Below are 23,480 nucleotides of genomic sequence, written 5' to 3' on the forward strand. Positions count from 1 at the left end.
GTCCGATCCTCAGTCGATGGGCGATTGCGGCAAACGCGATTCGCCTTCCGACAAGTCGAAAATCAATTCCAGGGTGCTGTATTCACCGCTGACGTCGTCGGCTGGAGCCTTGCCGTCGTTATGAATCGGGAAGGGCACGGCGAGGTCGGCGCAGGTAACACCGAACACACAGTCGGATTCGATAAAGCGGTCATCAGCCGGGAAAATCTGCGTCACCAAGGTGCTGTGATCCGGCGCGGAAACGGTGAAGTGCAGATGCGCCGCGCGGAACGGATGACGGTTCTGGGCGGCAAGCATTTCACCGACGATGCCGTGGGTAGGAATCGGATAACTGGCCGGGCGGATGGTGCGGAAATGGAAACGGCCTTCGGCATCGGTGCGGAATTTACCGCGCAGATTCAGATAAGGCTGATCCGGATCCTGGTTTTCGTACAGACCTTCCGGTGAGGCGTGCCAGACTTCCACCAGCGCATTAGCCAGCGGCTTGCCGTTGACGCTTTGCACCTGGCCGGAGACGAACAGCGGAATGTCGCTCGGCTTGGGTTCGGCGCGATTGATGTTGGTACCCAGTGGATACTCCGGATCCTTGCGGCTGTAAAACGGGCCGAGCAAGGCTGGCGACATTTGTTCCGGCTGGCGGTTCTGGTTGAGGATCATCACCAGGGTGGAAAAACCGAGTGCGTCGGACATCACCATGGTTTCGTTGTGGCGATCCTTGGTTAAATGACCTAAACGGGTAACGGCGTTGATCGCCATCATAAATTCTTCGTCGGAGAGTTTTACTTCGCGACCGAAGGCGTGCAGATGACGCACCAGGGCTTCCAAAATTTCACGCAGGCGCGGGTTTTCGGTGCGGCCCATGGCGCGCAACACGATGTCGGTAATATCGTCCGGCGTGGAAGGAATACCATGACAGAAGATGTCTTCTTTAGCGGGTAAGTCGAACATAATAGGGCTCCGTTTTTTGTTGTGTTCTGGATGCCGTTGCGCAGCGGTTGATGCTTATTTTTTTGAGTTCAGTTTTTAAATTCAGTTTTTCTTATTCAGCTCTGCCAGAATTTCCTGACGGTGTTGATCGAGCAAAGGTGGTGCACTCATCTGCAAGGGGCGCTCGCCGTCGTAGCTGATCGGTGAGCGTACCGAGCGGAAGGTTCCACCGGCGGGATGCTCCGTCTGAATCTCCAGTTGCAGGTGTTTGGCCTGAGGGTCGTTGAGCGCTTCATCGGCTGAGTACATGGGCGCGTGCGGCACGTCTTCGGCGAGCAGGCGCGCGCACCATTCATCGCGCGGTTGTTGCCGGAAAATACCCTGCAACACTTCGATCATCGCTTCCTGGTTGGCGATGCGGCCTTCGCGACTGCTGAAGCGTTCGTCGTCGAGCAGTTCGGGGAAACCGATGGCCCGCGCCAGGCCCTGCCAGAATTTTTCCGGCGACGACATATGCAAAGCCACCCAGCGTCCGTCGCTGCATTCCATCACATAGGATTGAGACACCTGTGGCCGGCTGTAAGGCCCCATGATTTCGCCTTCGGAGAAATAATGCGTGAAGGCGTCCAGATTGAAATGGCACATGGCTTCGAGCATGGATACTTCGACCCGACGACCCACTCCTGTGCGGCTGCGTTCGAACAGCGCTCCAAGAATGCCATAGGCGGCATAAAAGCCGGACAAAGAATCGGCCATGGCCGGACCCACCACACGCGGGTTTTCCGGGTTGATCAACAGTTTTAAGAAACCGCTGGCGGCCTGGGCCACGGTGTCGTAGCTGGGTCGTTGTGCCGCCGGACCATCCTGACCAAAGCCGCTGATGGCGCAATAAATCAGCTTGGGGTTCAGCTCGCGCAAGCGCGCTTCGCCGGCACCGAGCCGGTCGGCTGCGCCGGGGCGGAAATTCTGGATATAGACATCGGCGCTGCGGATCAGGTCGTCAAAGATGGCGCGATCGCCGTCGTCTTTGGTGTCCAGCGCGATGGAGCGTTTGTTGCGGTTGTAGGTCTGGTAATGCGGACTGTAGAGACCGCCTTTAAAGGCCCGAAACGGATCGCCGCTGCCGGGTCTTTCCACCTTAATAACGTTGGCGCCCAGATCGGCCAGCAACATGCTGGCGGCCGGTCCGGTGATAAAAGTGCCTTGCTCGATGACGGTAATACCGTCCAGTACCTTGCTCATGGCGGCTATGCCCTCGGTTCAGCGCTGGAAATCGGCCGGCACAGTGCCGGTGTATTCGTAGTGTTCGGTCGCCTGGTAAGACAGCGCGAAACCGGCTGGCTGGTCGGCTTCTTCATTGAGATGCGCAATCAGGCTGGCGGTGCGTGCCAGAATGGGTACGCCACGCAGCGCCCGAACCGGGAAGTCGACGCCCAACAGCACCGCGGGTATGGCGGCCGAGACGTTCAGTTTGAGGTCTTTACCGATGACCTCGGGAATGGCGGCTTCGACCGCCTCGGCGACGTCGATAAAGCGGGTATCGGCGCCGGCCTCGCGTGCCACCCGAAACAGGGCATCAACGCGCGGATCGCGAGCTTTATGCTGCGGGTGGCCGTAGCCAGGGATCGGTTGTCGCTCGGCGCGCAAAGCCTGCACCGCTTCGAGGGCGGCCTGGGCCAGGTCGGCACCGTCTTGCTGGCGTTGTTCGATGTCTTTAAACAGTCGGCCGGCGTTTTCTGACGCTCCCAGAATGACTGGGCCGCAACCGAGAATGCCGGCGGCAACAGCGCCTTGCAGCGCGTCTGGCGCGGCGGCATAGGTCATGCGGCTGGCCTGTACCGAGGGTACAAAACCATGTTCGGCAATGGCGACCAGGGTGGCATCGAGTACAGCACGGGCGGCGCTGGTCGGTTGTTGGCCGGTCAGCAGCAGGTGGAAGTAGTCGGAGAAACTGGTGTGGCCGATGAGGTCGTCACAGAGGTCTTTGCCGCGTACGACAATTTGCTCGGCGTTGGAGATACAGATGGCGCTGCGCGGAACGGTTTCGCGTCCGATTTTCATGGTCCGATTCCTGAGTTGTTTTTATTTTCAACCTACCCTAAGCGCGCTTTTTGATTTATAAAAATGATAAATATCGCTAAAAATGATCGATGACATCGATAGTTGGTCATCGATAGTTACTCATCAATGGTTGCTGGGGTTGGCATCACTATGGAATTGCGACATCTGCGTTACTGCCTGGCGTTGGCCGAGGTACAGAACTTCACCCGGGCGGCGCAACGGGTGCACGTCACTCAGTCGACGCTGTCGCATCAGATTCGGCAGCTGGAGGAAGAACTGGGCGTGCAGCTGTTTCACCGCCATGGCAAGCGCGTCACCATCACTGAATCCGGCCGCGCCTTTGTCGATCAGATTCAGCCCATCGTCGGCCAGGTCGATGGCATCGTCGCAGCGCTGAAAAATGTGCCCGACGAACTGACCGGTGAGCTGCGCATCGCGGCAACCCACAGCTTTAATGTGCAGCTGATTCCGCAATGTCTGGCGGCCTTTATGCAGCGCTTTCCGCGGGTCAAGGTGGTGGTGGAGGAACTGTCGGGCGAGTCGATCGCCGTGGGGCTGGAAAATGGCAGTCTGGATTTAGGGGTATCGTACCGGCCGGCGGTGCCGCGTGGGCTTTGGTTTGAGCCTTTATTCAATGAAGAATTGCGCTTAATCGTTGCGCCCGATCATGCGCTGGCCAAACGCAAAAGACTGAGGATGGTGGAACTCAATGGTCTGCCGCTGGCGTTGCTGACGCCGAATTTTTCCACCCGTCAGTTGCTCGATGAGTGCTTTATGGCCGCCGGTGCCAAGCCACAGGTGGTGGCGGAAATGAACGCTATTTCGCCGATGGTGGAACTGGTGCGCCGTACCGGTCTGGCGAGCATCGTCTCAGCCAACGCCCTGGCGGGAGAGCCCGGCCTGGTGGCGGTGGCGCTGGAGAATCCGACGCCGGTGCGCACGCCGGGCTTGCTGTGGAACAAGACGACGATGAACCGGCCGGCGACGCGCCAGATGGCGGCAATCATCCGTCAGCAGGCAGAGAGCGATGCCAGTTAATCAGTGTTTATAATGGGCCAGCCACTCATCGGCGGGCATCGGCCGACCGAAATAATAACCCTGCAGATTGGCTTCCGGATAATGCGCCAGCAGGTCCAACTGATCTTCGTTTTCAACGCCTTCGATGACAGTGCGCAACCCCAGTTTTTTGGCCAGCATATAAATCAGATCGACGATGACGGCGCCGGCTGAACCGGGCGTGATGTCGGCACTGAAAGAGCGGTCGATTTTCAGTTCTGAAATCGGCAGGGTTTGCAGATAACTCAGACTGGAATAGCCGGTGCCGAAGTCGTCGATGGACACTTCCACGCCCAGGCCGTTGAGCCGCAATATTTTATTAATGACTTCGTCTTTATCCTGAATCATCACGCTTTCGGTCATCTCGATAACCAGATGCTGGCCCGGAACACCGGCTGCATCGATGGCGCTGGCAATGAACTTAACAAAATCCTCACGGGCAAAATGATCGGAGGTTACATTGACCGCCAGACGGAACGGATCGTCCGGTAACAACGGCAGTGCTTTTAGAACGGCCAGTGCCTGTTGGATCATCCAACGGTCGATGTCGGGCATCAGCCCCAGCTGTGCGGCCAGTGGCAAAAACTGATCCGGTGGTACCAGGCCGCGCTGCGGATGTTGCCAACGCACCAGCGCTTCGGCACCGACAATCTGGCCTTGATGATCGTGCTGGGTTTGCAGATAGATGCGCAGCTCGTTGTTGTCGACCGCGGTTTTCAGTGCCTGGCCGAGCTTGAAGTTTTCCATCACCGCATCGCCCATCGGCGTTTCAAAAAACACCACCTGAGCGTGCTCCACATCCTTGGCGCGATGGTGTGCGGTTTTGGCGTTGCGCAAGGCATCGAAGGCCGACTCTTTATCGCTGTGTGGCAACAGCGTTACGCCGATGGTGGTGCTGATATCGATGCTGTGTTCATCATGGATCCGCAGCGGCTCGCCGGTATGCCAGAGAATGTTTTCCACCAGTTGCGACACCGCCTGAGTCAGGCGTTCTGGGTCGTCATCCAGGCGCGTGGCAGGCAGCAAAAAGGCGAATTCATCGCTGTCCATCCGCGCCAGAAAATCAAAATGCGATGCCAGGTCCTGCAGTTTATTGGCGAACTGCACCAGTACTTCATCACCCACCGGTATGCCCAGTGAATCGTTGATTTGTTTGAACTGATTGATGTCGAGAAACAGGATGGCGGACATGCGATCGTTGCGTCGGCACGACTTCAAGGTGGCGTCCAGACGATCGAGGAAAAAGGCCCGGTTGGGCAGCTTGGTCAGGGGGTCGTACCAGGTCAGAAAATCGATGGTGAATTCGGTTTCCTTCACTGAGGTGATGTCGCTGAATACCGAGACGTAATATTTCACCTTGTTACCTGGACCGCGAATGCTGCTGATGGTGCGCAGCTCCGGATAACTGGAACCGTCTTTGCGCCGGTTCATCAGCTCGCCGCGCCAATGACCTTCCTGCTTTAACGATGTCCAGATGTGGTGATCGAATTCCATGCGCTTGAAATGCTGACGCAGATATTCCGGTCCTTTGCGCAGCACTTCATCCTCTTTCAGACCGGTGATGCGCGTGTAGGCCGGGTTGATGGCTTCGACGGTACCGAGTGAGTCGGTAATGACCACCGCTTCCATGGCCTGGGTGAACACCGATTGCAGCAACAGATCGGCGACATGAGCGTCGGGATCGGGGACCAGATTGCTGTGGCCGAGCGCGACGTTGCCAATGCGCTCTTCCAGTTGCGAAGCACGCTCCATTAAGCGGCCCATCATGCCGTGTACCGACAGATGAGAACGGATACGCGACAGCACGATGGAGCGATTGAAGGGCTTGTGAATGTAATCGATGGCGCCGAGTTGGAAGCCGGCTTCTTCGGAGGCGGCATCGGTTTTGGCGGTGATAAAAATCACCGGAATATCACGCCAGTCGACGCTGTTTTTCAGCACCTGACAGAGGGCGTAACCGTCCATGCCGGGCATAACGATATCGAGCAAAATCAGGTTCGGCCGCGCTTCATTTTCCAGATAACGCAGCGCCTGGTCAGCACTGGTGACCACGGCGACGCGATAATCAAATTTCAGCGTATCGGCCAGTACCTTGAGGTTATCGGGTTCGTCATCCACTAATAAAATAAGCGGTTGCAAACTGGCGCTGATATCGGTCATGAGGCGTCTCCTTGGCTGACGACTTTATCTCTGCCGGTGGCCTTGGCCTGGTACAACATTTGGTCAGCACGTTGAATCAAGTCGTGGCTGATTTGCGACTCTTCTGGCACGGTGGTGGCCAAGCCCCAACTGGCAGTCAGGTTGATGTCGTGGTCATTAAAACGGATCGGTTTTTGCCGCAGCAGGGATTGCGCTTTGCGCGCCAGTTCTAAGGCTGAATCCTGTGGCGTGTTGGGTAACAAGACGACAAATTCCTCGCCACCGTAACGACACACCAAATCGGATGGTCGCTTGGCGGCGGTGGTTAACACCCGCGACATTTCGATCAGACAGTGGTCGCCGCCCTCATGGCCGTACTGGTCGTTAATGACCTTGAAATGGTCCAGGTCGCTGTACAGCAAAGACAGCGGTGCCCTCTGGCGGTAGTGCAATGACCAATAGCGTTCGTAAACCGAATCGAAGGTGCGTCGGTTGGCTAGCCCGGTCAGCGGATCAAGGCTGGCCAGGTTGATCAGCAGTTGGGTTTTCTGCTGCAGTTCCAGATGCACTTTCAATCGTGCTTCCAGTACTGGCAATGAAATCGGTTTGCGTAAAAAATCGCTGGCGCCGGCGTGCAGGCAGCGCACTTCGGTATCGGCATCCCGGGTTGCGGTTAATACCACCAGCGGGATATCGCTGGCGTGCAATTGATGTCGCAACAGACGGATCAGTTCCATGCCGTGCATATCGGGCAGATTCAGATCAAGCAGAATCAGGTTGGGTTGCTCGTGCGCCAGCTGCAGTGCCTGTTCACCACTGGTGGCAATCAGGGTCTCACCGCACTCTTTAAGTGTGGGCAGGATGGTATGAATGATCAGCGGATCATCTTCTATGATCAGGATACGGGTATCCGGGCTTGGGTGGTTAAACATCGTTCCGGTCCTTGATGTCGCTCAGGGTGGTTCGGGCATTGGCGTAATCAAAGCGGTCGATCTGTTCGAGCAGCTGCTGATAGTGATCGGCCAGCTTGTCGTTAGCAGCAAGGCTGCGCAGTTGCATGATCAACTCCGTCGGTATTACCCGCGAGCGCGACAGGATGGCATCCACTTCGTTGAGCAAGGCGGGTTTGTCTTCAGGTTTGATGGCGGCCTGCGGCAGGTCGTTGAGCGTTAAGGTCTGCAACGCCGTTAACACCTGATTCAGCGGTTGCTGAATGCTCTCCAGTGGTACGGGCCATTGGGTTTTCAGGTCTTGCTCCAGAGCCTGGGCAGCGTCGCTGAGTCGGCTCAGTCCCAGGCTGCCGGCGGTGCCTTTTAAGGTATGCAGCAGACGCTTCAAGGTGGCAGCATCATCGGCCTGAACCGCCTGTTCGAGTTGCTCGCTGAAGTCGTGATAATTGCGCGCAAAGCCGACCAATAAATGTCGAACGGTGGCTTCCTGATTCTGAAAACGGCGCATCACTTCGGCAGTGCTTTCACCCATTTGCGTAAATAAGGAATCCAGCGGCACGTCGGCGCTGGTTTCGCTGTGGCTATTGGTTGAATGATGATTGGCAGTTGCGGTGTCCATCGGCACCGGCAGCCAGCGATAGAGGGTGTTGACCAGCTGCGCCAGATCAATGGGTTTGGCGACGTGATCGTCCATGCCAGCGCCTTTGGCCTGAGCGATGTCGTCTTCCATGACCGCCGCGCTGAGCGCGATGATTGGCAAGCTCGGTCCGAGCAGTTCGCGGATGCGGCGCGTGGTTTCAAAGCCATCCATGGTCGGCATGTGCAGGTCCATCAGGATGGCGTCGTAGTCATTTTCCCGCACCCGTTCCAAAGCCGCTTCGCCGCTGTCGCAGACTTCCAGTGGTATGCCCAGATTGGCCAGCAGGGTGCGCGCTATTTCCTGATTCAGGGCGTTGTCTTCGACCATTAAAATGCGCTTGCTGACCAGTTGTCTGGCCTGCTCCTGCATCCGCTTCTGTTCGTTGTCGCTGTTGTTGCTCTCAGCGTTATTGTTGTCGTTGTCCAGTCGTGCCAGAACGTCATAGAGCGCCGATGAGGTGAAGGGTTTTTTCAACAGCGGTACATCGCTGATGTCGCGTGCCTTGATCTCATTGAGCAGATCGTAGGGGTCTTTATTGGTCATCAGCACGGTCAAGGGGAGTGGCTGGTCGTTGCTGCGCACGGCGTTGATCAGATCGAGGCCCGAGTCGTCGTTCAATTGCCAGTCCAGCAGGATGGCGTCGTATTGGATGTCGGGGTTGTTGATGGCTGCCAGGCCGGCTTCGAGCGAGCCGGCGGTATCGGTCGTGATTGACCAGCTGTCGAGATAGGCTTTGGTCATGTTCCGCGCTGCACTGCTGCTGTCGACGATCAGAATTCGTTTCAGCCGGGGTGGTTTGGCGATGTTTTCTTCGACAATTTCATGGTCCAGTTCGAAATAGAATTCACTGCCGTTGTTTTCGGTACTGCTGACGCCGATGCTGCCGTCCATCAGTTGCACCAGCGTGCGGCAGATACTCAGACCCAAACCGGAGCCGCCGAATTCGCGGGTGGTGTCGTTATCGGCCTGATTGAAATAGTCAAAAATACTTTGCTGTTTTTCCGCAGCAATACCGATGCCGGTGTCTTTAACGGAATAGATCAGATGCGCACTCATTTCATTTTTGCTGGCCAGGGTAACCGACAGCACCACTTCGCCCTGGCGAGTGAATTTCAGCGCGTTGCCCACCAGATTGTTCAAAACCTGATTGAGCCGGTGCGGGTCGCCTTTGAGTCGACGCGGAATGCGTGGATCGACCCAGACCAACAGCTCGACCTGTTTTTTATAGAAGGCCGAATCGAACAACTTGACGGTGTTGTTGAACAGCCGCTCGACATCGAAAGATTCCAGGTTGATGGAGAGTTTGCCAGCTTCGAGTTTTGACAGATCGAGGATGTCGTTCAATACATGCAATAAGGATTTGGCGGAGGCCCGGGCGTTATCGATGTAGTCATGTTGCTGAGCGTTCAGCTCGGTTTCGCGAATGATGTCCAGCAGGCCAATGATGGCGTTCATCGGGGTGCGGATTTCATGGCTCATATTGGCCAGGAAATGACTCTTGGCTGCAGCGGTGGTTTCTGCCTGGCGGGTGCGTTCAGCCAACGCCTGGTTCAGTACTTCCACGTCTTTGCGCGCCTGGATAATCTCGGTCAGATCGGTGCTGATGGAGATTACGCCGCTGATCAGTGTTTGGTTCGGCGCCAGCGGATCGGGCTGCTGGTGTGGGACATAGGTGGTGTGCAGATGTTGCGTGATGTTGTTGTTGATAACACTGCGTTCAAAGGTGACTTTTTCACCGGCCAGAGCGCGCATCAGTAAGGAATGATAGAGCTGGTGGTCCTCATTAAGCATGACTTCGCTGAAGGTTTTTCCGATCAGTTCGGAAGCGGGCGTGTTAAACCAGCGCTCAGAGGTTTCGTTGACGTACTCGCATTTCTCTTCACGATTCCAGTACACCACCAAGGCCGGCAAGACATTGTTCAGGGTCTGCTGAAAGGTCAGGCTGGAGTTGAGTTCCTGGGCGATGCCCTGGTTTTCCCGGCGCAATAAGGTGGCACGTTTTTGTGTGCTGTAGAGCACGGCGCTGAAGATCAATAAGGCGACCAGCAAGGTGGCATAGAGCAACAACGACTGACGAATATTGCCGCTGGTTGCATTGGCCAGGGTGGCACGTGGAATGTTGGCCAACATCCAGATGTCGGGGCTGACTGCGACAGACTCGTTACCTTGTCCGACGCGAATTTTGGTCCAACGCCAGCGACCACTGGTGGTGTTTAGGACATTGTTACTGAGGGTATTGTTGTTCAGCGCGGCCCAGAGTTCAGGGTTGGTCTGGCTGATCTGGGTATCGTTGCCAAGCAGTAAACCCCAGGCCCATTCGCTTTGATCGTGCAGTATCCATTGGCCGCTGGCATCGGCGAGGAACAGGCGGGTATCGCCTTGCAGCCGGCGGATGGTGTCGAGAAGTTGATCCAGATCGAGGTTGAAAATCAGGTAGCCCAGGTCGACATCGTTGACTTGTGGCAGACGCAGACCATAGCGAATGGTGGGGTTCAGCGGCACTTCAATCCGGCCATCTTCGACGTTCAGGTCGGCGTCGGTGATGCCCACTTCTAACGCTTGCAGCTGCATAATTATGCCGTGATAGGGGCGGTTGGCTTTGTTCTGTAATTCCTCTTGTGGACGGTTATAAATGCCACCGTTTTCGTGATCGACATCGATGCGCAGCGCTTCCTGGCCACTGGGTAATATCCAGCGCAGTTGCATATAGTCGCGATTGCGCAAGGCCACGCCGCTCAGACTGGCCGCCAGGGCGCGGCTGCGCTCAGTTGGGTTGCCGCTGGACATGGCTTGCAGCACGAAGGGGTTGGCGACGGTGCCGGTTAAATGCTGAATAGATTGATTCAGGGCGGTTTTCAGTAAGGCCTGAGCTTCAGCCAGCGCCCGTATCTGATCTTGATCAAAGTCTTCCAGTTGCTGCGCTTGTCGCTGCTGCTGAAGCACGTAACCGAGGATGATAAACAGCAGGGTGACGGGCAGAAGTACCAACAACATCAGCCGTTTTGAATCTCGATCGATTGCTGGCTGAATCGGTTTGTTCATTAACCACAACCTCCATCATTATTATCGGCGCGCAAACCGCCATACCCCTTTCCCGGGGTCTGTTTCAGCCTAGTCAAACATTGACCGATTGGTATTTTTTTTACGTCAAAAGGCAGCGCCAGGATCATCGTCCCGGTTACCGAACGGCCTGTTCCCAATGTAGACCCGCCTGAACTGATCCAGGTCAGTTTTAGCCTCGGTGGCTGCTCTAGTCTGTGGCCTGAACAACAATGACGGAGCTATAGCATGACCATTCCTCATTCCCCGCCAGGTACCCAGATATTTGACGGTCCCATGGCCACTCAGGGTTATGCCTTGAACAAGCTGTGTTACTCCTTTAACGAAGCGGCCGGCCGCGAAGCCTTTCTGGCCGATGAAAGTGGCTACTGCGATCGCTTTGGTCTGGATGCCGAGCAAAAGGCGGCCTTGTTAAGCCGCGATGTGCTCAAGCTGCAGCAATTGGGTGGCTCGATTTATTACCTGGCCAAATTCGCCGGCGTACTGGGTTTGGGCGTGCAGGATGTCGGTGGTTTGCAGACCGGCATGAGTACCGATGAATTCAAGGCCATGCTGGTCGATGGTGGTAACCGCCGCTTTGGAGAGTACGACTATGAGTAAGATCATCGGCGGTATCAGCACCAGCCATATTCCCGCCATTGGCGTGGCCATGGATCAGGGCCTGCAAAACGAGCCGTATTGGAAAGATTTCTTCGCCGCCTACCCGCCGGTGCGGCAGTGGTTGTACGAGCAGCAACCGGACATTGCCATTGTGTTCTACAACGATCACGGCCTGGAGTTTTTCCTCGACCGCAAACCGACCTTTGCTATCGGCACGGCGGCCCAATATTTCAACGCCGACGAAGGCTGGGGCATCAAACCGATTCCGCCGATTACCGGTGAAACTGACTTGTCGTGGCACATCGTCAACAGCCTGGTGGAAGAAGATTTCGATCCGACCGTGTGTCAGGAAATGCGCGTCGACCACGGTTTAACGGTACCGCTGACCTTGATGTACCCGGATCGGGATTATCAGCATTTGCAGGTGATACCGGTGGCCATCAACTGCGAACGTCACCCCATGCCCAAACCGTCACGCAGCTTTGCCTTGGGACAGGCGATTGGCCGGGCGGTGGAATCCTGGTCGGGCAATAAAAAGGTGGTGATGTTGGGAACCGGCGGGCTGTCGCACCAGCTCGATGGCGAACGGGCCGGCTACATTAACCACGACTTTGATCATTACTGCATGGATCAGCTGGTGCCAAACCCACAGGCACTGACGCGCTATTCCAATGGCGATCTGGTAAAAATTGCCGGCTCCCAAGGTGTGGAACTGGCGATGTGGCTGGCCATGCGCGGTGCACTTACCGGCAAGCTGACCGAACTGCATCGTTCTTACCACGCGCCGATTTCCAATACCGGCGCCGGGGTGATGTTGATTCAGAACGACTGAACGAAAAAAACCCCGCCGGAGCGGGGTTACTGCGCTGAAATCCGCCGGGTTAAAAGAGGTAAAACACACCGGCGGGTGGCGTTAAATCGAGTCGGCTCAGGCCGCTTGCTTCTTGGCGATCTCAGCGACGTGCTTGCCTTGGAAACGGGCAATATCGAGCTCGTTTTCGCTCGGCTGACGGCTGCCGTCGCCACCGGCCAGAGTGCCGGCACCGTAAGGGCTGCCACCGGTGATGTCGTCCATATAGGTCAGGCCAGGGCAGCTGTAAGGGACGCCGACGATGACCATGCCTTGGTGCAGCAAGGTGGTGTGGAAAGAGGTAATGGTGGTTTCGTGACCGCCGTGCTGAGTACCGGTAGAAGTGAACACAGAGCCCACTTTGCCGACCAGTTTGCCCTGCGCCCACAGACCGCCAGTCTGGTCGAGGAAGGTGCGCATCTGGCCAGTCATGTTGCCGAAGCGAGTCGGGGTGCCGAAGATGATGGCGTCGTAATCGGCCAGTTCGTCAACGCTGGCAACCGGGAATTCGGAATCGGTTTTGGCACCGATGGCGGCCAGAGCATCAGCGCTCATGGTTTCCGGGATGCGTTTGATGGTGACTTCTGCGTCGCCTGCGCTTTTAGCGCCTTCGGCAACGGCTTTGGCCATGGTTTCCATGTGGCCATACATGGAGTAATAGAGCACCAGTACTTTAGTCATGTCAGTTTCCTCGGTGGAAAAATTTGAACGGGGGGTTCCGATACGGCGGCTAGTATGCGCCTCTGCTTTGCTGATCAAAGCGAAGGAAATTGACGCCGGGGTTCAAAGATTTTCACTAAGGCTCGGCACGACTTTAACCACCGCGTTCGAGCACTTTCTGGACGTACCAGCAACTGGCGTGGATGTTATAGCCTTCGCCACGTGCCCAGGCTAAGCCGGCATCGACCAGCTCACGGGCCAGGCCGCGACCGCGCCAGTTATCTGGCACAAAGGTGGAGGTGAAGTCGATGTCCTGGCCGCTGAGCTGATAGCGCAGGTGTCCCTGACCATCGTCCAGGCTGAGGATAAACTGCTGCTGTTCGGGCTGGTGTTCAACACTGCTCATACAGACTCCGTGCGCAAGAAGGTGTGCTTATTCTTGCGGCTGGAGCGGCGCTCTGTCCAGAACAGCTATCGGGAACAAGCGTCTAGAAAACCAGCCTAGAGCACGCGTCCCTGAAGGTTGGCTTCCAACTGTTTAATGCTGCGTTTGCTGCTGTTCGATTGCGGATAAATTTCCAGTACCGCTTCGAAGGCGCGGATGGCGGCGTTGGGCTGTTCCAGCTGCGCGAAGATGGCGCCGAGGCCGGACAAGGCGCCGAAGTGACGCGGTTCCAGCGCCAGGGTCTGGTCGATGTCAGCGATCGATTGCTGATAGTTGCCGAGCAGATAATGGACGGTGGCGCGTTTATTCCAGGCTTCGGCGAATTCCGGTTCGGTTTCGATCAGCTCATTGAAATTACTCAGGGCGGTTTCCAACTGGCCGGCCTGCATGGCGGCGGTGCCACGACGCATCAGTCGACCGGCCGCGTCGTTGGGTGCTTCGCTCCAGGCGCGCCAGATTTGCTGTTCGATCATGGCTGAGGTCACCGCATCGGGCGCACGCTGCAGCCGGGCGAACAGTGGATCGAGCCGGACATTGAATTGATCGGCCGCGCTGATGCCGGTGAACAACACCAGCAGCAGCGACAGACTCCAGCGATGAACGGACATTAGCCTGCTCCGTTAGTGTCATCTTGGAAGACATAGTCTAGACCATGACTGGCGACTTCACTGCCGACGTTATGGTTAGAAGTTGGCCGGTGTGGTGGCCGAGATAATCTGGCAGGGTTCGTCGAACGGGTTGCGAAAACGATGCGGCCGGGTGGAATCGAAGTAGTAGCTGTCGCCTTTGTGCAGCTGGTAGACGTCGTTGCCGACGGTCAGTTCAAAAGCGCCGCGCACGACCAGACCGGCTTCTTCACCGTCGTGTACGTAAAGGTCGGCGCCGGTGTCGGCGCCGGGCTCATAGGTTTCGATCATAAAAGCCAGCGCCCGTTTGCCGAAGGCGCGGCCGACCAGCTTGAGCTGGACATCATTGACGGATAGATCGAGCAGATCGTCCGGTGAATAAACAACCGGCTGGGTTGACTCGTTCTCGTTTTCTTCGGCGAAGAATTCGACCAGCGACATGGGAATGCCCTGCAATACTTTTTTCAGCGAACTGACGCTGGGGCTGACGCTGTTTTTTTCGATCATGGAAATGGTGCTGTTGGTGACGCCGGCGCGTTTGGCCAGCTCCCGTTGTGACAGTCCGTGTTGTTCACGAATGGATTTGAGTCGTTCGCCTACATCCAAGAGTGCATCCCTCCAGGGGGTTTCATTATTTTTTACAGCCTATCAAACGCCACTGACCCTCACCATGCAAGCTCCATCACTACGGCTGTTGTGGCTTGCAATGCCACTGACGCTATGTCAAAAATACCAAACGATCGCCCATTATAATTAACACTGGAACTGAAGACCACGATGTTAAACCCCCGCACCCATGGCCCGGATCATCCGGCCTCTTACTACGCTGATACCGTCCGCTACGACCAACGTTACCCGCAACTGACCGAGTCGATCCGCGCCGATGTCTGCGTGGTCGGTGGCGGTTTCAGTGGCGTTAACACCGCATTAGAACTGGCGGAACGGGGTTACAACGTGGTGCTGCTGGAAGCGCGGCGTATTGGCTGGGGCGCGTCCGGTCGCAATGGCGGCCAACTGGTGCGCGGCATCGGTCATGGTCTGGCGCCGTTTCGCAAAGTGCTGGGTGAGGCGGGCATGGCCGAGGTGGAAGCCATGGGCAGCGAGGCGCTCGATATCGTTGGCCAGCGTGTCGCTCAATACGACATCGATTGTGATCTGCGCTGGGGCTATGCCGATGTCGCTAACCGACCGCGTCACTGGCGTGATCTACAAGCCGACGTTGAGGCGCTGAACAAGACACCGTTGGGCGATCAGTTTGAACTGATTCCACCGGATCGATTGGGCGAAGTCGTCGGCTCCGAGCGCTATCTGGGCGGCCTGGTTGATCAGGGTAGCGGTCATCTGCATCCGCTGAATCTGGTGACTGGCGAAGCCAGGGCAGCGGCGAGTCTGGGTGTGCGGATTTTTGAACGCAGCGCCGTGACCGAGGTGATTGAAGGCGAACCGGCGCGGATCAAAACCGAACAGGGCGAGGTGACGGCTGAACGATTGGTTTTGTGCGGCAATGCCTATGTTGCTGGTCTGAACAAAACCCTGGCCGGCAAAGTGCTGCCCGCAGGCAGCTATATGATGGCGACAGAACCCCTCGACGACGCCATGGCCAAACGCGTGCTGCCCGGCAACCACGCCGTTTGCGATATGAATGTAGCGCTTGATTATTACCGTTTGTCCGCCGACAACCGCCTGCTGTTTGGCGGCCTGTGCAACTATTCCGGGCGCGACCCGTCTTCCATCGAGGCTGTACTTAAACCGCATCTGGACAAGGTATTTCCCTATTTAAAAGACGTACGCATCGACTACCAATGGGGCGGCATGATCGGCATCGGCGCCAACCGCTTCCCGCAGGTCGGTCGACTCAAACCCAACATCTACTACGCCCAGGCTTATTCCGGCCATGGTGTGAACGTCACTCACCTGGCGGCCAAAGTCATTGCCGAAAGTATCCACGCCGAAAGCGCACGCTTGGATTTGCTGGAGAAGGTGAAGCACATCACCTTCCCTGGCGGGCCGAAATTCCGGTCGCCGTTGCTGGCGTTGGGGATGTTGTATTACCGGATGAAGGATTGGCTTTGAAACTGGCTGGCTGGGTTTTTATTGGATAGGCTGGCCACTTCAAAAAGAAGCCGGAGCTCCTAGTGTGAATCGTGTTGCCCATGTGACTATTTCGATTAACGCTAAGCCAGATGCGGTGTACCGCTATGTGGTGAACCCAGAGAATTTAACCGCCTGGGCGGCTGGTTTGGCCCAGTCGACGATACGGCAAGAGGGTGAGGTGTGGATCGCTGACGCTCCTTTTGGCACCGCTCGCATTCGTTTTACGCCGGCCAATACGCTGGGTGTACTGGACCACAAAGTTGAACTCGATAACGGTGAGGTGGTGAATAATCCAATGCGTGTTATTGCCAATGGCGAAGGCTGTGAAGTGATGTTCACGCTGATGTCGCGTCCCGGTATGACCGACGCGGAGTTTGACGCCGACAAAGCCGCCATTGAGCGAGATTTATCGGTGTTGAAGTCGATATTCGAGTCCTAAGGTGTGATGCAACGCAGGAGCCCCGAAGGGCTCCTTTTTTGTGCAAGGCAGGCAGGATTTACAACTTAATCCAGGTCGCCTTAATCTCAGAATACTTATCGAACGCATGCAGCGATTTATCGCGGCCGTTACCCGACTGTTTATAACCGCCAAAGGGCGCTGTCATGTCGCCGGCGTCCCACTGGTTGACCCAGATCGAACCGGCGCGCAGGCCTTTGGCAAAGCGATGGGCGCGGCTGAGGTTGGCGGTCCAGAGGGCGGCGGCCAGACCATAGACGCTGTCGTTGGCAATGCGCAGCGCTTCGGCTTCGTCTTCAAAGCGAATCACCGATAATACCGGCCCGAAGATTTCTTCCTGGGCAATGCGCATCTGGGCGGTAACGTCTTCAAACACCGTTGGTTCAACAAAGAAGCCACCATCGACGGCATTAAGGCGTTCGCCACCGGCAGTCAGACGGGCACCGCCTTCGTGGCCGGCGGCGATATAGCTTTGTACGCGTTGCAGTTGAGCTTCATCGACAATGGCACCGACCTTGGTGGCCGGGTCGAGCGGGTTGCCGGGTTTCCAGGTGGCAATGGCGGCGCGCACCTTTTCCATAAAGTCGTCGGCGATGCTGGCTTCGACCAGCAAGCGTGAACCGGCGGTGCAGACTTCGCCCTGGTTAAAGCAGATGCCTTCGGCGGCGGCCGCAGCGGCGGCGTCCAGATCGGGTGCATCGGCAAAGACGACGTTCGGTGATTTGCCGCCGGCTTCACTCCAGATGCGTTTTAAGTTGGATTCACCGGAATAAATCATCAGCTGTTTGGCGACGCCGGTGGAGCCGGTAAACACCAACGTATCGACGTCCATATGCAACGCCAGCGCCTTGCCGACGGTGTGGCCAAAACCGGGCAGCACATTAAAGACGCCTTTGGGAATGCCGGCTTCGGTGGCAAGCGCGGCCAGTCGGATGGCGCTCAATGGCGATTTTTCCGACGGTTTAAGAATCACCGAATTACCCATCGCCAGTGCCGGGCCGATCTTCCAGCTGGCCATAATCATCGGGAAATTCCACGGCACGATGGCAGCGACCACGCCAACCGGCTCGCGCGTGACCAGACCGAGTTCATCGTGCGCCGTGGGTGCAATTTCGTCGTACAGTTTGTCGATGGCTTCGGCCGACCATTGAATAGAGCGCACCGTGGCTGGAATATCGACGCCGGTGGAATCGCCAATCGGTTTGCCCATATCGAGCGTATCGAGCAGCGCCAGTTCGTCGCCGTGTTCTTTGATCAGGGCGGCAAAGCGCAGCAGCACCGACTTACGCTTGGCCGGCGGCAGTTGTGACCACTCACCAGCATCGAAAGCGCGGCGGGCAGCGGCGACCGCGCGGTCAGCATCGGCAGAGCTACAGGCAGCCACATTGGCGAGCAGGCGATTATCGATCGGGCTGCGCGATTCGAAGGTTTCACCCGAGAGCGCATCGCTGTATTCGCCATCGATATAGGCGCGGCCTTCGGCTTTCAGGGCAGCGGCCTGTTGGGTCCAGTAGTCAAGAGTTTGGGTGGTCATGGCGGCCTCGAGCGGGAAATTTTAATGCTGCCACCTTACTCCAGTGGGCGGTGAACATTCAATATATTGAACGCTTGTTGAAACCCGCTTTTGTGGCGGTTCGGGGTAGACAGAATGCAACTATCGCGGAGGTTGGCGGTGGTTGGCGACCGTGAATCTTTGACATACACTGGCGCTGCATGTTCAAAATAACAAACGTCGCGATGCCGATTTCGAGCAAGGGCGATGTTGCTACCCATTGCCATAGCGAGGCCGCCATGTCTGTTAAAACCGATGCCTTCTGGATGCCCTTCACCGCCAACCGCCAATACAAGGCCGAACCGCGCATGCTGGTGGCGGCCGAAGGCATGCATTACACCACCGAAGATGGCCGTACCCTGCTCGATGGCACCGCCGGTTTGTGGTGCGTGAACGCCGGTCACGGACGCGACGCTATCTCCAAGGCAGTGCACAAACAGATCAGCACGCTCGACTATGGCCCGACCTTTCAGATGGGTCATCCGGCGCCGTTCGAGCTGGCCGAACGTCTGGTGCAGTACACGCCCGAAGGTCTGAATAAGGTGTTCTTCACCAACTCCGGTTCCGAGTCGGTCGATACCGCCCTGAAGATTGCGCTGGCTTATCACCGCGCCAAAGGCGATGGTCAGCGCACGCGTTTGATTGGCCGCGAAAAGGGTTATCACGGCGTGGGCTTTGGTGGCATTTCGGTCGGTGGTCTGGTCAATAACAAGCGTGCCTTTGGTCCGGGTCTGCCCAATGTGGCGCATCTGCGTCATACCCTGTTACCGGAAAATGCGTTCAGCCGTGGTTTGCCCGAAGCCGGTGCCGACCTAGCCGAAGACCTGCAACGTATGATCGACCTCTACGGCGCCGATACCATAGCAGCCGTGATCGTCGAACCGGTCGCCGGTTCGGCCGGTGTGGTGTTGCCGCCGGTCGGTTATTTAAAACGCCTGCGCGAGCTGACGAAACAGCACGGCATTCTGCTGATTTTCGATGAAGTCATCACCGGTTTTGGTCGGGTTGGCGAGGCCTTTGCGGCGACGCGTTTTGGCGTCACTCCGGATTTAATGACCACCGCCAAAGGCCTGACCAACGGCTCGGTGCCGATGGGCGCGGTGTTCGCCGCCGACTTTATTCACGATGCTTTTATGAACGGCCCGGATGCAACCATCGAGCTGTTCCACGGCTACACCTATTCCGGTCATCCGGTGGCCGCCGCCGCTGGTCTGGCGACGCTCGACATCTATGAAGCCGAAGGTTTGTTCCAGCGCGCGCTGGAACTGGAAGTGCGTTTCCAGGATGCGCTGCACAGCCTGAATGATCTGGATGTGGTCAAAGACATTCGCAATATCGGTCTGGTCGGTGGCATCGAATTGCATCCGCGCGATGGCGCTGTGGGTGCACGCGGCTACGATGTGTTCCATCACTGTTACTGGCAAGGCAATGTGCTGACTCGCTGCACCGCCGATACGCTGGCGCTATCGCCGCCGCTGATCATCAGCGAAGACCAGATCGATCAAATCATCAGTGCCATTCGCAGCGCCATCCAGAGTGTTGGCTGAGACCGAATCCAGGAGTTATTTATGCAGCAGATCAACCATTTTATCGGCGGCCAGCGTACTGCAGCTTCCGAACGTCAGGGTCCGGTTTTTAATCCGGCCTTGGGTGAGCAGACGGCTCAGGTTTCGCTGGCGTCCAAAGCCGAAGTTCAGCAAGCCGTAGAAGCCGCCCGCCAGGCCTTGCCGGACTGGATGGAAACCACGCCGCTGAACCGGGCGCGCATTTTATTCCGCTTCAAAATGCTGCTCGATGAACGCCTCGATGACCTGGCGCGGGTCATCAGCGCCGAGCACGGCAAGGTATTTGAAGACGCCCGCGGTGAAGTGATTCGCGGCATGGAAGTGGTCGAGTTTGCCTGTGGTATTCCGCATCTGTTGAAAGGCGAAATCACCGAACAGGTGGGGCGCGGTGTCGATGCCTGGTCGGTCAGCCAACCGCTCGGTGTGGTCGCCGGTATTTCGCCTTTTAACTTTCCGGCCATGGTGCCGATGTGGATGTGGCCGGTGGCCATCGCCTGCGGCAATACCTTCGTCATGAAACCCTCGGAGAAAGATCCGAGCGCGGCCTTGTTGGTTGCCGACTGGTTAAAAGAAGCCGGGCTTCCCGATGGCGTTTTTAATGTCGTCAATGGCGATAAAGAAGCCGTCGATGAGCTGTTGATTAACCCGCATGTCCAGGCGGTGAGCTTTGTCGGTTCCACGCCCATTGCCGAATACATCTACCGCACCGCCAGCGAACACGGCAAACGCGTGCAAGCTCTGGGCGGCGCCAAAAACCATTTGGTAGTCATGCCTGATGCCGATCTTGATGGCGCGGTGAATGCGCTGATGGGTGCGGCTTATGGTTCGGCCGGTGAACGTTGTATGGCGATTTCGGTGGCCGTGGCCGTGGGTGATATTGCCGACGAACTGGTGGAAAAACTGGCCGCCAAAACGCGTGAATTAAAAATCGGCAACGGCGCTGAAAAAGGCCTCGATATGGGGCCGCTGGTGAGCGCGGCGCATCTGCAGAAAGTGACTGGCTATGTCGATACCGGCGTGGCCGAAGGTGCTCAGTTGATCGTCGATGGCCGTGGTTTAAACGTCGCCGGCTGCGAGAATGGCTACTTTATTGGTGGCTGTCTGTTCGATCAGGTAACGGCGGACATGACCATCTACCGTGAAGAAATTTTTGGTCCGGTATTGTGCGTGGTGCGCGTGCCCGATTACGTCAGCGCAGTAAAACTGATTAACGCTCACGAGTTCGGGAATGGCACCTCCATCTATACTCGCAGCGGCGGTGTGGCGCGTCAGTTTGTGCGCGACATTCAGGTCGGCATGGTTGGTGTCAATGTGCCGATTCCGGTACCGATGGCCTTCCATGCGTTCGGTGGCTGGAAGCGTTCGCTGTTTGGCAGCAACCACGTTCACGGCATGGAAGGCGTGCGCTTCTACACCAAACGCAAAGCCGTTACCGCACGCTGGCCGGAAGGCGATCTGGGTGCGGAATTTGTCATGCCGACGCTGGATTGATCCAGGGTCAGTTATTCCACTGGCTGGGTGGAATGCGTTGCAGATGAAAGTGGCTGGCCAGCCGTAAGGTTGGCCGGATTAAAAACTGAAAACTGCCGATGATAAAAAACCACACCGCCAGTGTTTCCTGGCTGGGAAACAGAAACAAAATACTGCCGACAAAAAACCAGATGGCGATAAAGAAGTCATTGATGATGCTCAGCACTTCGTAACGTCGCCGGATGATCAGTTCTTCATGACCCAGTTTCAGGGTGAGCGGATTGTCCAGGTTGGTGTCGGTCATCGTTGCCTCCGTCGCAGTTAAGGCTGGCAAGCATAGAGGCAGCGCAATTCACAACGCAAACGTGCTCTTGTAGGAGAGTTTTAAACATGGCTGAACGCACCGAACACACCGGTTCCTATTACGCCGCCACGGCCAATGCAGCGCCGCAACGACCGCCGCTGACGGAAGCAGTTGAAGCCGATGTCTGTGTGATCGGCGCGGGCTTTACCGGTTTATCAACGGCGCTGCATTTAGCCGAAGCCGGTTTCAAGGTAGTGGTCCTGGAAGCGGCGCGCATTGGCTTTGGTGCCAGCGGCCGTAACGGTGGGCAGCTGGTGAACAGCTACAGCCGCGATCTGGATGTGATCGAGCGTAACTACGGCCATGACATGGCGAAGATGCTTGGCTCTATGGCGTTCGAAGGCGCTGACATTATTCGTCAGCGCATCGCTCAGTATCAGATCGATTGTGATTACAAGCCCGGTGGTTTGTTCGTCGCCTTCAACAAACGTCAAATGCATGAGCTGGCCGAGCAGCAAGCGCTCTGGGCACGCTACGGCAACGATGAAATGAAATTGCTTGATCGCAATGCGCTGGGCGACTACCTGAAGTCCGATCGTTATCTCGGCGGCTTGCTCGACCAGCGCGGCGGTCATATTCATCCGCTGAATCTGGCGCTCGGTGAAGCCGCCGCCATTGAAAGTCATGGCGGGCAGATTTTTGAAGACTCCAAAGTGCTGCGTATTGAGCGCGGCGAGAAGCCGGTCGTGCACACCGATCAGGGCCAGGTAACGGCCAAGTATCTGATGGTCGCCGGCAATGCTTACCTGGGTAATCTGGTGCCGGAACTGGCCGCGAAATCGATGCCCTGTGGTACTCAGATCGTCACCACCGAAGTGCTGGGTGAGGAAAAAGCCCGCGAACTGATTCCGCAATTGCAGTGCGTCGAAGACTGCAATTACAAGCTCGATTACTACCGCATCACCGGCGATTTTCGATTGCTCTACGGCGGAGGTGTCACCTACGGTGGTGGCGACCCGCGCTCCATCGAGAACTTCTTACGGCCGCATCTGGAAAGCACTTTCCCGCAACTCAAAGGTGTGAAATTCGACTACGCCTGGGGCGGCGATTTCCTGCTCACCATGAGCCGCCTGCCGCAGTTTGGCCGCATCGGCGACAACATTTATTACGCCCAGGGTTACAGCGGCCACGGTGTGACGACAACACATCTGGCGGGCAAATTAATTGCCGAAGCACTGCGCGGTCAGGCTGAACGCTTTGATGCTTTTGCCGCGCTGAAGCACTTCCCCTTCCCCGGTGGCCGCTTGCTGCGTGCGCCCTACACAGCAGCAGGCGCGATCTATTATGGCTTGCGGGATAAGTTAGGGATTTAAGTGGGGGTTCTGTTAAACGATAACTGAACCCAAGCGTCTGGGGTAAGGTTGAGGCATAAAAAAACCGGTGCGATCAGGCACCGGTTTTTTTGTTGGGGTGGGTTAATCAGTAGAGGTAGACGGCGCCGGAGGCGGAAGCTTTCTTCTCCGGTGCTTGATCACCATTGATGCCTGTTGCTGAACTGTCTTCTCCTGGCGCTCCAACGGCCAGTGTATTGCCATCGCCGCTGAGGGAGAGTGAAGTACCAAAAAAGTCAGATGCATCAGTATTGCTGGCTTTGATATAGGACTCATCCGTCCAGTTATCCGTCGATAAACCGATAGCTGTAAACGGCTCCGGAACTGCTTTTCCCATTGCCACTATCAGTACCATTGATACCGCTACTATCGCCACCTTGGAACTTTGCGCCAACCATTAATCGATGGCCGTCGTTACTCAGGCTGATGGCGTTGGCGAAGTGTCTGTCTGGAGGTGGGTAGACAACTGCGGATTAAGGGCGGTGTGCGGTAAAACCGCTTAATAAGACGCCTACCTAACCATTCGATAATCAGGATCAATCGGGAACAGAAATATTCTCAGCGCTGGTTGCTCTACTTGATTGCGCAACGAACCTGGCAAGCTTACCTTCAATATCACTTTCTATCGTGCGC

At 56.7% G+C, this 23,480-nt stretch carries 21 protein-coding genes; 8 read left to right on the plus strand and 13 right to left on the minus strand.

What is annotated here, in order from left to right; genetic code table 11:
- Nucleotides 1–9: 9 nt before the first annotated feature.
- The 3 genes from ABMA60_RS15615 to ABMA60_RS15625 form a co-directional block, all read right to left on the minus strand.
- Nucleotides 10–948 carry a dioxygenase gene (locus ABMA60_RS15615; protein WP_392804905.1) on the minus strand — a complete coding sequence of 313 codons (939 nt, stop codon included), beginning with the start codon at nucleotides 946–948 and terminating at the stop codon, nucleotides 10–12.
- 81 nt (nucleotides 949–1,029) lie between these two features.
- Complete coding sequence (locus tag ABMA60_RS15620; RefSeq protein WP_392804908.1) at nucleotides 1,030–2,169, minus strand: CaiB/BaiF CoA transferase family protein; 1,140 nt, start codon at nucleotides 2,167–2,169, stop codon at nucleotides 1,030–1,032.
- An 18-nt stretch (nucleotides 2,170–2,187) separates the two neighbouring features.
- The gene (locus tag ABMA60_RS15625) at nucleotides 2,188–2,988 is read right to left on the minus strand and encodes a citryl-CoA lyase (RefSeq protein ID WP_392804911.1); all 801 of its coding nucleotides are present in this window, start codon (nucleotides 2,986–2,988) and stop codon (nucleotides 2,188–2,190) included.
- A gap of 150 nt (nucleotides 2,989–3,138) precedes the next feature.
- Here ABMA60_RS15625 and ABMA60_RS15630 point away from each other — a divergent pair, with 150 nt between their 5' ends.
- Complete coding sequence (locus tag ABMA60_RS15630) at nucleotides 3,139–4,026, plus strand: LysR substrate-binding domain-containing protein (protein WP_392804913.1); 888 nt, start codon at nucleotides 3,139–3,141, stop codon at nucleotides 4,024–4,026.
- Here ABMA60_RS15630 and ABMA60_RS15635 read toward each other — a convergent pair whose 3' ends face one another.
- The 3 genes from ABMA60_RS15635 to ABMA60_RS15645 are packed head-to-tail and all read right to left on the minus strand — an operon-like array spanning nucleotide 4,027 to nucleotide 10,815.
- The gene (locus ABMA60_RS15635) at nucleotides 4,027–6,204 is read right to left on the minus strand and encodes an EAL domain-containing protein (protein WP_392804915.1); all 2,178 of its coding nucleotides are present in this window, start codon (nucleotides 6,202–6,204) and stop codon (nucleotides 4,027–4,029) included.
- Entirely contained in the window at nucleotides 6,201–7,115 is a 915-nt protein-coding gene (locus ABMA60_RS15640; protein WP_392804918.1) for a GGDEF domain-containing protein, read from the minus strand. The genes ABMA60_RS15635 and ABMA60_RS15640 overlap by 4 nt, the downstream gene beginning before the upstream one ends.
- Nucleotides 7,108–10,815 carry a response regulator gene (locus ABMA60_RS15645; RefSeq protein ID WP_392804921.1) on the minus strand — a complete coding sequence of 1,236 codons (3,708 nt, stop codon included), beginning with the start codon at nucleotides 10,813–10,815 and terminating at the stop codon, nucleotides 7,108–7,110. Before ABMA60_RS15645 ends, ABMA60_RS15640 begins: the two co-directional genes overlap by 8 nt.
- A gap of 246 nt (nucleotides 10,816–11,061) precedes the next feature.
- Between ABMA60_RS15645 and ABMA60_RS15650 the strand changes: the two genes are divergently transcribed.
- Complete coding sequence (locus tag ABMA60_RS15650; RefSeq protein WP_392804923.1) at nucleotides 11,062–11,433, plus strand: protocatechuate 4,5-dioxygenase subunit alpha; 372 nt, start codon at nucleotides 11,062–11,064, stop codon at nucleotides 11,431–11,433.
- Nucleotides 11,426–12,265 (plus strand): class III extradiol dioxygenase family protein, encoded by an 840-nt coding sequence (locus tag ABMA60_RS15655; RefSeq protein ID WP_392804926.1) that lies wholly within the window; start codon nucleotides 11,426–11,428, stop codon nucleotides 12,263–12,265. Before ABMA60_RS15650 ends, ABMA60_RS15655 begins: the two co-directional genes overlap by 8 nt.
- A 96-nt stretch (nucleotides 12,266–12,361) precedes the next feature.
- On the opposite strand, the gene wrbA is transcribed toward ABMA60_RS15655, so the two are convergent.
- The 4 genes from wrbA to ABMA60_RS15675 all read right to left on the minus strand — a co-directional run bounded on the left by wrbA (nucleotide 12,362) and on the right by ABMA60_RS15675 (nucleotide 14,620).
- Nucleotides 12,362–12,964 (minus strand): NAD(P)H:quinone oxidoreductase, encoded by a 603-nt coding sequence (wrbA, locus tag ABMA60_RS15660; protein WP_392804929.1) that lies wholly within the window; start codon nucleotides 12,962–12,964, stop codon nucleotides 12,362–12,364.
- A 133-nt stretch (nucleotides 12,965–13,097) separates the two neighbouring features.
- Nucleotides 13,098–13,349 (minus strand): GNAT family N-acetyltransferase, encoded by a 252-nt coding sequence (locus tag ABMA60_RS15665; RefSeq protein WP_392804933.1) that lies wholly within the window; start codon nucleotides 13,347–13,349, stop codon nucleotides 13,098–13,100.
- 95 nt (nucleotides 13,350–13,444) lie between these two features.
- Nucleotides 13,445–13,996 carry a tetratricopeptide repeat protein gene (locus ABMA60_RS15670; RefSeq protein WP_392804936.1) on the minus strand — a complete coding sequence of 184 codons (552 nt, stop codon included), beginning with the start codon at nucleotides 13,994–13,996 and terminating at the stop codon, nucleotides 13,445–13,447.
- Between the two features lie 75 nt (nucleotides 13,997–14,071).
- On the minus strand, nucleotides 14,072–14,620 hold the full coding sequence (locus ABMA60_RS15675) for a cupin domain-containing protein (protein ID WP_392804939.1): 549 nt from the start codon (nucleotides 14,618–14,620) through the stop codon (nucleotides 14,072–14,074).
- Between the two features lie 171 nt (nucleotides 14,621–14,791).
- On the opposite strand from ABMA60_RS15675, the gene ABMA60_RS15680 reads away from it, so the two are divergent.
- Both ABMA60_RS15680 and ABMA60_RS15685 read left to right on the plus strand, forming a co-directional pair.
- Complete coding sequence (locus ABMA60_RS15680; RefSeq protein ID WP_392804941.1) at nucleotides 14,792–16,087, plus strand: NAD(P)/FAD-dependent oxidoreductase; 1,296 nt, start codon at nucleotides 14,792–14,794, stop codon at nucleotides 16,085–16,087.
- Between the two features lie 64 nt (nucleotides 16,088–16,151).
- On the plus strand, nucleotides 16,152–16,547 hold the full coding sequence (locus ABMA60_RS15685; protein WP_392804943.1) for an SRPBCC family protein: 396 nt from the start codon (nucleotides 16,152–16,154) through the stop codon (nucleotides 16,545–16,547).
- A 58-nt stretch (nucleotides 16,548–16,605) separates the two neighbouring features.
- Here the strand turns inward: ABMA60_RS15685 and ABMA60_RS15690 are convergent, their stop codons facing one another.
- A complete protein-coding gene (locus ABMA60_RS15690) occupies nucleotides 16,606–18,099 on the minus strand; it encodes an aldehyde dehydrogenase (protein WP_392804947.1) in 1,494 nt (497 codons plus the stop codon).
- Between the two features lie 257 nt (nucleotides 18,100–18,356).
- On the opposite strand from ABMA60_RS15690, the gene ABMA60_RS15695 reads away from it, so the two are divergent.
- Both ABMA60_RS15695 and ABMA60_RS15700 read left to right on the plus strand, forming a co-directional pair.
- A complete protein-coding gene (locus ABMA60_RS15695; RefSeq protein ID WP_392804950.1) occupies nucleotides 18,357–19,664 on the plus strand; it encodes an aspartate aminotransferase family protein in 1,308 nt (435 codons plus the stop codon).
- Between the two features lie 21 nt (nucleotides 19,665–19,685).
- Nucleotides 19,686–21,173, plus strand: coding sequence for a CoA-acylating methylmalonate-semialdehyde dehydrogenase (locus ABMA60_RS15700; protein WP_392804953.1), 1,488 nt, complete (start codon nucleotides 19,686–19,688; stop codon nucleotides 21,171–21,173).
- A 7-nt stretch (nucleotides 21,174–21,180) separates the two neighbouring features.
- Here the strand turns inward: ABMA60_RS15700 and ABMA60_RS15705 are convergent, their stop codons facing one another.
- On the minus strand, nucleotides 21,181–21,456 hold the full coding sequence (locus ABMA60_RS15705; protein WP_392804956.1) for a YrhK family protein: 276 nt from the start codon (nucleotides 21,454–21,456) through the stop codon (nucleotides 21,181–21,183).
- An 86-nt stretch (nucleotides 21,457–21,542) separates the two neighbouring features.
- On the opposite strand from ABMA60_RS15705, the gene ABMA60_RS15710 reads away from it, so the two are divergent.
- On the plus strand, nucleotides 21,543–22,829 hold the full coding sequence (locus ABMA60_RS15710) for an NAD(P)/FAD-dependent oxidoreductase (protein WP_392804959.1): 1,287 nt from the start codon (nucleotides 21,543–21,545) through the stop codon (nucleotides 22,827–22,829).
- A gap of 106 nt (nucleotides 22,830–22,935) precedes the next feature.
- Here ABMA60_RS15710 and ABMA60_RS15715 read toward each other — a convergent pair whose 3' ends face one another.
- Nucleotides 22,936–23,202: an FG-GAP repeat protein gene (locus ABMA60_RS15715; protein ID WP_392804961.1), complete on the minus strand. Its 267-nt coding sequence runs from the start codon at nucleotides 23,200–23,202 to the stop codon at nucleotides 22,936–22,938.
- Between the last annotated feature and the right edge of the window lie 278 nt (nucleotides 23,203–23,480).

Origin of the sequence: Saccharospirillum sp. HFRX-2, assembly GCF_043196805.1 — a bacterium.
Lineage (GTDB): Bacteria > Pseudomonadota > Gammaproteobacteria > Pseudomonadales > Natronospirillaceae > Saccharospirillum.

Excerpts from the sequence above, each read along its gene's own strand:
- ABMA60_RS15710 (WP_392804959.1), top strand. The coding sequence starts at position 21,543 with ATGGCTGAACGCACCGAACACACCGGTTCCTATTACGCCGCCACGGCC.
- ABMA60_RS15665 (WP_392804933.1), bottom strand. The coding sequence starts at position 13,349 with ATGAGCAGTGTTGAACACCAGCCCGAACAGCAGCAGTTTATCCTCAGC.
- ABMA60_RS15695 (WP_392804950.1), top strand. The coding sequence starts at position 18,357 with ATGTCTGTTAAAACCGATGCCTTCTGGATGCCCTTCACCGCCAACCGC.
- ABMA60_RS15645 (WP_392804921.1), bottom strand. The coding sequence starts at position 10,815 with ATGAACAAACCGATTCAGCCAGCAATCGATCGAGATTCAAAACGGCTG.
- ABMA60_RS15615 (WP_392804905.1), bottom strand. The coding sequence starts at position 948 with ATGTTCGACTTACCCGCTAAAGAAGACATCTTCTGTCATGGTATTCCT.
- ABMA60_RS15690 (WP_392804947.1), bottom strand. The coding sequence starts at position 18,099 with ATGACCACCCAAACTCTTGACTACTGGACCCAACAGGCCGCTGCCCTG.
- ABMA60_RS15680 (WP_392804941.1), top strand. The coding sequence starts at position 14,792 with ATGTTAAACCCCCGCACCCATGGCCCGGATCATCCGGCCTCTTACTAC.
- ABMA60_RS15700 (WP_392804953.1), top strand. The coding sequence starts at position 19,686 with ATGCAGCAGATCAACCATTTTATCGGCGGCCAGCGTACTGCAGCTTCC.
- ABMA60_RS15705 (WP_392804956.1), bottom strand. The coding sequence starts at position 21,456 with ATGACCGACACCAACCTGGACAATCCGCTCACCCTGAAACTGGGTCAT.
- ABMA60_RS15630 (WP_392804913.1), top strand. The coding sequence starts at position 3,139 with ATGGAATTGCGACATCTGCGTTACTGCCTGGCGTTGGCCGAGGTACAG.
- ABMA60_RS15620 (WP_392804908.1), bottom strand. The coding sequence starts at position 2,169 with ATGAGCAAGGTACTGGACGGTATTACCGTCATCGAGCAAGGCACTTTT.
- ABMA60_RS15625 (WP_392804911.1), bottom strand. The coding sequence starts at position 2,988 with ATGAAAATCGGACGCGAAACCGTTCCGCGCAGCGCCATCTGTATCTCC.
- ABMA60_RS15650 (WP_392804923.1), top strand. The coding sequence starts at position 11,062 with ATGACCATTCCTCATTCCCCGCCAGGTACCCAGATATTTGACGGTCCC.
- wrbA (WP_392804929.1), bottom strand. The coding sequence starts at position 12,964 with ATGACTAAAGTACTGGTGCTCTATTACTCCATGTATGGCCACATGGAA.
- ABMA60_RS15670 (WP_392804936.1), bottom strand. The coding sequence starts at position 13,996 with ATGTCCGTTCATCGCTGGAGTCTGTCGCTGCTGCTGGTGTTGTTCACC.
- ABMA60_RS15635 (WP_392804915.1), bottom strand. The coding sequence starts at position 6,204 with ATGACCGATATCAGCGCCAGTTTGCAACCGCTTATTTTATTAGTGGAT.
- ABMA60_RS15655 (WP_392804926.1), top strand. The coding sequence starts at position 11,426 with ATGAGTAAGATCATCGGCGGTATCAGCACCAGCCATATTCCCGCCATT.
- ABMA60_RS15640 (WP_392804918.1), bottom strand. The coding sequence starts at position 7,115 with ATGTTTAACCACCCAAGCCCGGATACCCGTATCCTGATCATAGAAGAT.
- ABMA60_RS15715 (WP_392804961.1), bottom strand. The coding sequence starts at position 23,202 with ATGGTACTGATAGTGGCAATGGGAAAAGCAGTTCCGGAGCCGTTTACA.